Origin of the sequence: Dialister sp. UBA1703, from assembly GCA_002320515.1 — a bacterium.
Taxonomy (GTDB): Bacteria; Bacillota; Negativicutes; order Veillonellales; family Dialisteraceae; genus Dialister.
Map to the genome: position 1 here is coordinate 1 of DCJJ01000127.1, position 7,995 is coordinate 7,995.

6 protein-coding genes are annotated in these 7,995 nt (G+C 50.2%); 2 read left to right on the top strand and 4 right to left on the bottom strand.

All coding sequences use genetic code 11. The features are described from left to right. Positions 1 to 187 precede the first annotated feature (187 nt). Positions 188 to 1,249, top strand: coding sequence for a tryptophan--tRNA ligase (gene trpS, locus B2Y11_RS05715; RefSeq protein WP_291057201.1), 1,062 nt, complete (start codon positions 188 to 190; stop codon positions 1,247 to 1,249). Between the two features lie 59 nt (positions 1,250 to 1,308). Here the strand turns inward: trpS and nhaA are convergent, their stop codons facing one another. The 4 genes from nhaA to B2Y11_RS05735 all read right to left on the bottom strand — a co-directional run bounded on the left by nhaA (position 1,309) and on the right by B2Y11_RS05735 (position 6,130). Next, a complete protein-coding gene (nhaA, locus tag B2Y11_RS05720; protein WP_291057203.1) occupies positions 1,309 to 2,505 on the bottom strand; it encodes a Na+/H+ antiporter NhaA in 1,197 nt (398 codons plus the stop codon). A 475-nt stretch (positions 2,506 to 2,980) separates the two neighbouring features. Continuing rightward, complete coding sequence (gene ptsP / locus B2Y11_RS05725; RefSeq protein WP_291057205.1) at positions 2,981 to 4,609, bottom strand: phosphoenolpyruvate--protein phosphotransferase; 1,629 nt, start codon at positions 4,607 to 4,609, stop codon at positions 2,981 to 2,983. A gap of 35 nt (positions 4,610 to 4,644) precedes the next feature. After that, a complete protein-coding gene (locus B2Y11_RS05730; protein ID WP_291057207.1) occupies positions 4,645 to 5,220 on the bottom strand; it encodes a cob(I)yrinic acid a,c-diamide adenosyltransferase in 576 nt (191 codons plus the stop codon). Between the two features lie 217 nt (positions 5,221 to 5,437). After that, entirely contained in the window at positions 5,438 to 6,130 is a 693-nt protein-coding gene (locus tag B2Y11_RS05735; protein WP_291057209.1) for a TVP38/TMEM64 family protein, read from the bottom strand. A 616-nt stretch (positions 6,131 to 6,746) separates the two neighbouring features. Between B2Y11_RS05735 and B2Y11_RS05740 the strand changes: the two genes are divergently transcribed. After that, positions 6,747 to 7,883: an acyl-CoA dehydrogenase family protein gene (locus B2Y11_RS05740; RefSeq protein ID WP_291057211.1), complete on the top strand. Its 1,137-nt coding sequence runs from the start codon at positions 6,747 to 6,749 to the stop codon at positions 7,881 to 7,883. The last annotated feature ends 112 nt before the right edge of the window (positions 7,884 to 7,995 follow it).

Sequence of the window (7,995 nt, forward strand, 5' to 3'; positions counted from 1 at the left end):
CTTCCCTAGCCTGCCCAATAAGAGGCTTTTCTATTGTCGGCTGACCGACCGTCGAAATGACAGTGAGGTGGAGAGGCAGCGGTGTCATTTCTGTATTTTTTCACAGCCCCTTTTTTATCGGTTGCGAAAACCTGCCGTGAGGCATACAATAAATACAGTATGCATTCATTGATAGGAGTTGTGTTATATGAAAAAAATTATCTTAACCGGTGACCGTCCTACCGGACACCTTCACGTAGGCCACTACGTAGGCTCCCTCCGCGAACGGGCAGCCCTGCAGAATTCCGGCAAATTTGATGAAATCTACATTGAAATCGCCGATGCCCAGGCCCTCACAGACAATGCGGACAACCCTGAAAAAGTAAGGAAGAATGTGCTCCAGGTAGCCCTGGACTACCTCTCCGTAGGCATTGATCCCGATAAATCCAATATCTTCATCCAGTCCCTGGTACCGGCGCTTCCGGAACTGACCATGTACTACATGAACCTGGTCACCGTTTCCCGGCTGGAAAGAAACCCCACTGTAAAAGCAGAAATCCAGCAGAAACATTTTGAAGCCAGCATTCCTGCCGGTTTCCTCTGCTACCCCGTCAGCCAGGCTGCTGACATCACCGCCTTTGACGCCACCACCGTGCCTGTAGGGGAAGACCAGGAACCTATGCTGGAACAGACAAGGGAAATCGTCCGCAAATTTAATGATATTTACGGCGAAACACTGGTAGAACCGGAAATCGTTCTTTCCTCCAACAAAGCCAGCCTCCGCCTCCCCGGCATTGACGGCAGAGCCAAAATGAGCAAGTCCATCGGCAACTGCATTTATCTCTGCGAAAAACCGGAAGACATTGAGAAAAAAGTCATGTCCATGTTCACCGACCCCACCCATCTCAGAAGAGACGATCCCGGCCACGTGGAAGGCAACCCTGTTTTCACCTACCTGGACGCTTTCTGCAAAGACGAATACTTCGCCGAATTCCTGCCGGAATACAAGAATCTGGATGAAATGAAAGCCCACTATACCAGAGGCGGCCTGGGGGATGTCAAAGTGAAACGGTTCCTGAACAACGTCATGCAGGCAGAACTGGCCCCCATCCGCGAACGCCGGCAGTATTGGGAACAGCACCTTGACGACGTGGTGGATATCCTGAAGACAGGCACAGAAAAAGCAGCAGCCAAAGCCGACGGCACCCTTCAGAAGGTCAGAAAGGCTATGAGAATCAACTACTTCGAAGACGGCAACCTGCTGAAATAAAATTATATTTCAAAAAAGACTGTGAAGAAATGAACTGGCATTTCTTCACAGTCTCTTTTTTATTGCGGTAACGATTTGACAGAAGCCGGTGCGCGGGAGGTCATAAGAAATATGACGGTGCCCGCTGCGGCGGAGATGGTGGAGGCCAGGAGGATGGAGAATTTGGCCAGATTCAAAAGGGCGGGATCCGTGAAGGCGATGGAGGCGATGAAGATGGACATGGTGAAACCGATACCGCCAAGCATGCCGGTGGCTGCCAGTTCACGGGGGGAGGCTTTGCCCGGAATGTCTATATTTCCTAATTTATGGAGGAGGTAGACAGATCCGAAGATGCCCACCGGCTTACCAAGGAAGAGGCCGGCCAGAATGCCCCAAGGGAGGGGAGAGGAGAAGTCCAGGGATGCCAGGGTGATTTCTACGCCTGCATTGAAGAGAGCAAAGATGGGCATGATGAGGTAGGCGGACCAGGGGTGGAGTCTCTTTTCCCAGCGGTGAAGCATGGATGTTTTGCAGCTCTTTTCGGCGGGAATGGAGAAACCCAGAATGACGCCGGCAATGGTGGGATGGATGCCTGCCTTGAGGAAGAAGTACCAGGCAATCAGGCCTAACACAAGGTAGGCGGGGAAGAAACGGATTTTCATGCGGTTTAAGAGGAAGGCACCTGCCAGTGCTGCGAGACCGGAGAGGAGGGCCGCCCATGCGAGATCTGTGCTGTAGAAAAGGGCGATTACTACGATGGCCCCCAGGTCGTCCACAATGGCCAGGGCGGTAAGGAAAACGATAAGTCCCGGTGGAGCGCTTCTGGCAGCCATGGTCATGATTCCCAGGGCAAAGGCAATGTCCGTGGCCATGGGGATGCCCCAGCCTCCGGCGGTGGGGGAGCCGAAGTTTAAAAGGCTGTAGAACAGGGCGGGCACCAGCATGCCGCCCAGGGCTCCGCACACAGGAAGAATCATGGCGGACTTTGTTTTCAGCTCTCCGTAGAGAAATTCTCTTTTGATTTCCAGCCCCACCAGAAAGAAAAAGATGGCCATGAGCCCGTCATTCACCCAGTGGAGCAGTCCCATTTCCAGGGAAAAGGCTCCAAGTCCTATGGCTATAGGTGTATGGAGGGCATGTTCATAGGATTCGCCCCAGGGGGAATTGGCTATGAGTACAGCCAGGATAGCGCAGATTAAGAGAATGACACCGCCGGATGCTTCTGAACGCAAAAAGGAAAGAAATGTGGTGCTCAAGGATTCGATTTTTCGTCTCATAGTCAACTCCTTTCAACAAAAAGAAATATTCTATTCAAATAATAGCATATAATATATATAATGTCACTATACATGATTAATTATTTATACTTTTCATTGAATGCTATGTATTTGCATAAACCGATAGAATAATAGATGAAGGGGATTGTGGTTTTCCGGTTTCTGATTTCTTGTTCCTAAAACGTAGAGATGTTTATTCTGATCCTTGCATAGAGGGGAGTCCGGCGCTGCAGCTGTCAAACTTGATAATTCTCCGGCCAAAGGCCGGTCAATCTGTTGAACCTTCTACACAACCCTTTTACACAACCTGCGGGCCCTTTAGGCCCGCTCCCCCTTTTGGGGTAGGGCACCACCTTTCTCCTGCAGGCGGGATACAATAAAATGGCATGAACCGCCTGAACCTTTTAAATGAGCCCACGCAAAAAGACCGTGCAGAAATGACTGTCATTTCTGCACGGTCTTTTTATTTCATTATTTACTTGCTTAAATCAATGGAGCGGATCTGTTTCCTGAGGGGCAGGACGGAGTAGGGGGCTACGGAGAATTCGTCCACACCCATGCGGAGGAAGGTTTCGGTGATGGAGAGGTCGGAACCCAGTTCGCCGCACATGCCTACCCAGATGCCTTCCTTGTGGGCGTTTTCCACGGTCATCTGGATGAGTTTCAGCACTGCCGGATGATGGGGGTTGAAGAAATCGGAGAGTACGCGGCTTGTTCTGTCGACTACCAGGGTATACTGGGAAAGGTCGTTGGTACCGATGGAGAAGAAGTTCACTTCTTTAGCCAGTTTGTCGCTGATCAATGCGGCTGCCGGGGTTTCTACCATAATGCCTACTTCCATGTGGTGGTCATAGGCAATGCCTTTTTTGTCCAGTTCCATTTTCACTTCGTCCAGGATTTCTTTGGCTTTCCATACTTCCCATACGGAGGTGATCAGGGGGAACATGATGGCTGCTTTGCCGAAGGCGCTGGCCCGGAGGATGGCACGGAGCTGGGTTTTGAAAATTTCCGGCCGCTTCAGGCAGATGCGGATGGCCCGCATGCCCAGGGCGGGGTTTTCTTCTTTGGGGAGGTGGAAGGCGGAAGCTTCCTTGTCTGCGCCGATATCCAGGGTACGGATGATGACCCTCTTGCCGGCCATGGTTTCGATGGCCAGTTTATAGATGTTAAACTGTTCTTCTTCGCTGGGGAGGGTGTCCCGTCCCATATAAATGAATTCGCTGCGGAAAAGGCCGATGCCTTCGGCGTCGTTTTTCAGTACTGCCGCCAGGTCGGAGGCAGAGGACACGTTGGCTGACACTTCTACCCGATGGCCGTCTGCGGTTTCACTGGGAAGGCCTTTCAGCTGCTGCAGCAGGTCTTTCAGACGGATGCTCTGATCCTGCTTTTCTTTCATCACTGCCAGAATGCCGGGAGTGGGGTCCAGATATACGGTGCCGGAGAAGCCGTCAATGACGGCGGTCTTTCCGTCATAGGAGTCATCTACTTCCGCGCCGGTAGCTACGATGGCAGGGACGCCCAGGGCTCTTGCCAGGATGGCGGTGTGGGAGGTGGGGGTGCCTTCTTTGGTAACGAAGCCGAGAATTTTTCCTGTATCCATCTGGATGGTTTCACTGGGGGTGAGGTCATCGGCGTAGAGGATGCAGGGTTCGTCTCCTGCAAACATGGCCTTCTTCTGGCGGAGGGTGCGAAGGAGGATGCGGGCGATTTCCTGTACATCGCTGATGTGGGCCTGCATGTATACGTCAGCACCGGCGCTGTAAATCTGGGTGAAGTTCTTTTCCGCCTGAGAAATGGCAGATTCTGCGTTAATGCTCTGGCTGCGGATCATGGAACGGACAGAATCCACAAATTCCGATTCCGTCAGCATCTGCTGGTATACTTTGAAAATGGAGGCATTATCAAGCCCTACACGGGAAACGGCTTCCTGGTAGAACTGGTTCATTTTGGCGGAAGCCGTATTTCTGGCGGAATCAAAGCGGGCCACTTCCGTTTCCGGACGGTCTACCTTTGTTTCCTCCACCGTGAATTCTTTGTGACGAAATATCCGGAGCGGTCCGATGGTGACCATGCCGGAAATGCTTTTTCCTGTAATTTTTTCCATTCTATGCAATCCTTTCTTTTTCCGCAGGCGGGAAATCAGTCTTCGATTCCTTTTCTTCCCATGACACCTTTGTCAAAGTAGTGGCGGATTTTTTTCATTTCGGTAATGAGGTCTGCAGCATCCAGAATATAGGATGGAGCGTTGCGGCCTGTGAAGACAAGCTCCACATCAGGACGGCGGGCAGAGAGGATTTCCTTTGTGTCCCCTTCATTAGCCAGGTCGTACCAGCAGGCCATATTGTATTCATCCAGGATGACCACATCATAGGAGCCGGAAACGGCCAGTACCGCATCATCGATGCCTTTGCGGATCATGGCCCGGTATTCCTTAGGCGGATGGCCGGCAGGATATACCACCAGCTTATCGCCCCAGGCCTTGATTTCCTCATCGGTGAGCATGCCTTCCTTGGCAATGAAATAGGGCTTCCCCAGTGTAATAAGGGTGATGCCCGGAAGGTTTTTCAGTACTTCCTGCTCAGAATAGGCCAGGGATTTCATGAACTGGATGATGCATACTTTCTTCCCGGCGCCTATAGCGCGGATAGCCAGTCCGATGGCGGCGGTGGTTTTTCCCTTGCCGTCGCCGGTGTAAACTTCGATATAACCTTTCATTCTGTCCTCCTTATGAGAAATAGTCCTTCATAGAGGCGGTATCTATTACTTAAAAGAATAGATTTTTCGTTATTTCATAGGTACATGTATATTATACAATTATATTATACAATGAAAAGAAAAGAAACAAAAGACAGGGATTTTCCCGAAATGGACGGGATGGGGAGATGAAAAAAAGAATATACTAAAACCGCCATGCAGAACATGACGGTTTATTTCAGAGACATTTATTTTTAAAGCAGCGGCGCTTTTGGTACATCTTATGAATAACATAGCCTGCCAGCAGGAGGAAAAGGAGCACAATGAAACGGGTGCCGTGTTCCGAAAAGTAAATCAGGTCGTGGCCCAGCCATACTTCAATCACCACAGAAGGAATCTTCCCGATCAGGGTAGCCTTCAGATGTTCCCGGCTTGTGAGTTTGGTGAGAACGGCAATGGCGGTGAAAAGAATGTTGGGGGAATAGGGGATAGCCCGGGCAAGGGCCATGTTTTTCACGCAGCTGTATTTATCAAGCTTGGTGAGCATATGCTTCTTCTCAATAATGCGGCGGGCTTCCTTGCGGAAGAAAATACGGCCGATGTGGAAGCTGATTTCGATGCCGATGACTTCGCCTGCCCAGGAAATCAGAATTCCCGGCAGCAGACCAAAGAGGGCACCATTCACTGTCAGAAAGGGAATGGTGGGAATACCGAAAACATTGCAGAAGATGAGAAGCCCGATGCTTACCAGGAAAGCTCCATATCCGAAGGAAGCGATGTAATCCGCCAAACCGTCCACATCACCGGCCATGGTAAGATGAATGGTCTGGTTATAAAATTCGGGATAATACATACGGATCAGGTAAAGGGATATGACAGCAGCAGCCATCAGGATGAAAAATCCGATCAGCTTTTTACATTTGTCAATCATAGTATATCCTTTAGCCGCCCAAAGCCGACGTGGTGCCTTTGAGGAAGCACCGGTTCTAAGGCTCACTGCTTTTATTCCCATAATTTATGGAATACAGGGAACAGGTAATACTGCAGTGCGTAAAAATCCTTATAAAATCAGACCCCCATGAATGGGTGCTTCCTTCATCTGCCCAGGCGGAGCGGCGCACCGGACAGGCGTATTTTCGTTGATGATAGTCAGTCAGTTATCCTGTAAGACAACTTGTCTATTGTATATGATTTGTCAAGTTTATGCAAATATTTACTCTTATCCCATACATTATAATACAGATTTCATCCATTTGCCAATATACATAGAAGGCTATACAAGTTTAGAGTGCCGATAAAATCGGATGTTTCTGCAATTCATTTCCATTAGCATGCACAGGAGTTAAACAGATGCATGGACGATAGAAAGTAGATGTAAAAGGGAGAAGGCGAGGGCAGAGGGGCAGAGGGTGTGATTCAAAAATGACAGTCCTCTGCCATTCATGGTGAATTTTTAGGGATAAATCTGTTATAATGAATAGGAAATATTTCTGCAGAAAGAGCAGACATTCAGATAACTATATTTTTGATTCGGCAGGTGTTGGAAAATGGACTTTACATTGACAGATCAGCAGAAGGAACTGGTAGGACTGGCCCGGGAAATCGCACAGAAAGAAATCGCCCCCAGGGCTCTTGAAATAGATAAGAGCGGCGTTATGGATGAGGAGCTTCTTCATATCCTGAAGCAGTCAGGCATGACAGCCCTGTCCGTTCCGAAGGAGTTCGGCGGGGCAGGACTGGATCTCCTTACCATTGCCATGATCAGCGAGGAACTGGCCAAAGGCTGTGCCGGTGTAGCCACCGTATGCGCCGCTAATTCCCTGGCTTCTTTCCCTGTGCTTATTGCCGGAACCGATGAACAGAAGAAATCCTATTTCGACTGTCTCAATGAAGGCGGCATGAGCTGCTTTGCACTGACAGAACCGGGAGCCGGCTCCGATGCCGGTGCCGTTTCCTGCCGGGCAAAAAAGGTGGACGGCGGCTATGTGCTGAACGGCACCAAGTGCTTCATCACCAATGCACCCATTGCAGATAAGATTACCCTTTTTGCCAACACCAGGGAATCCGGCGGTATCCGCGGCCTCACTGTCTTTTCCGTAGACAGGAACACCAAGGGGATTTCCATCGGCAAGGAAGAAGACAAGATGGGCATTCGTGCCTCTGCCACCTCTGAAATCATTTTTGACGACTGCTTCGTGCCTGCATCCGCCAGACTGGGACGAGAGGGCATGGGATTCCGCATCGCCATGGAAACCCTGGAGAAATCCAGACCGGTGGTGGGGGCTATTTCCGTAGGCATTGCCCAGGCGGCTTTGGAAAATGCCATTCATTATGCACACCAGAGAAAACAGTTCGGACAGAAAATCGCTTCCTTTGAAATGGTGCAGCAGATGATTGCGGACATGGTCACAAAGACAGAAGCCGCCAGAGCCCTGGTGTACAAAGCCTGCTGGCTGCAGATGCAGGGGGACAAGCAGGCGTCCCTTTTCTCCGCCATGTCCAAGTGTTTCGCCTCCGACGCAGCCATGGAAGTCACCACCACCGCCGTGCAGGTCATGGGCGGCAACGGCTATTCCAGAGAAAATCCGAACGAAAAATATATGCGTGATGCTAAAATCATGCAGATTTACGAAGGCACCAACCAGGTACAGCGCCTCGTCATCGCCAATGCGGCTATGTATTGATTAGTGGGCTGGTGATCTAGTGATCTAGTGTTCTAGTGTTCTAGTGCTCTAGTAATCTAGTGTTCTAGTGAGCTGGTGATGTGGTGCTCTAGCTATTTAAGGAGTCCCATGA

Excerpts from the sequence above, each read along its gene's own strand:
- nhaA (WP_291057203.1), bottom strand. The coding sequence starts at position 2,505 with ATGAGACGAAAAATCGAATCCTTGAGCACCACATTTCTTTCCTTTTTG.
- B2Y11_RS05735 (WP_291057209.1), bottom strand. The coding sequence starts at position 6,130 with ATGATTGACAAATGTAAAAAGCTGATCGGATTTTTCATCCTGATGGCT.
- B2Y11_RS05740 (WP_291057211.1), top strand. The coding sequence starts at position 6,747 with ATGGACTTTACATTGACAGATCAGCAGAAGGAACTGGTAGGACTGGCC.
- B2Y11_RS05730 (WP_291057207.1), bottom strand. The coding sequence starts at position 5,220 with ATGAAAGGTTATATCGAAGTTTACACCGGCGACGGCAAGGGAAAAACC.
- trpS (WP_291057201.1), top strand. The coding sequence starts at position 188 with ATGAAAAAAATTATCTTAACCGGTGACCGTCCTACCGGACACCTTCAC.
- ptsP (WP_291057205.1), bottom strand. The coding sequence starts at position 4,609 with ATGGAAAAAATTACAGGAAAAAGCATTTCCGGCATGGTCACCATCGGA.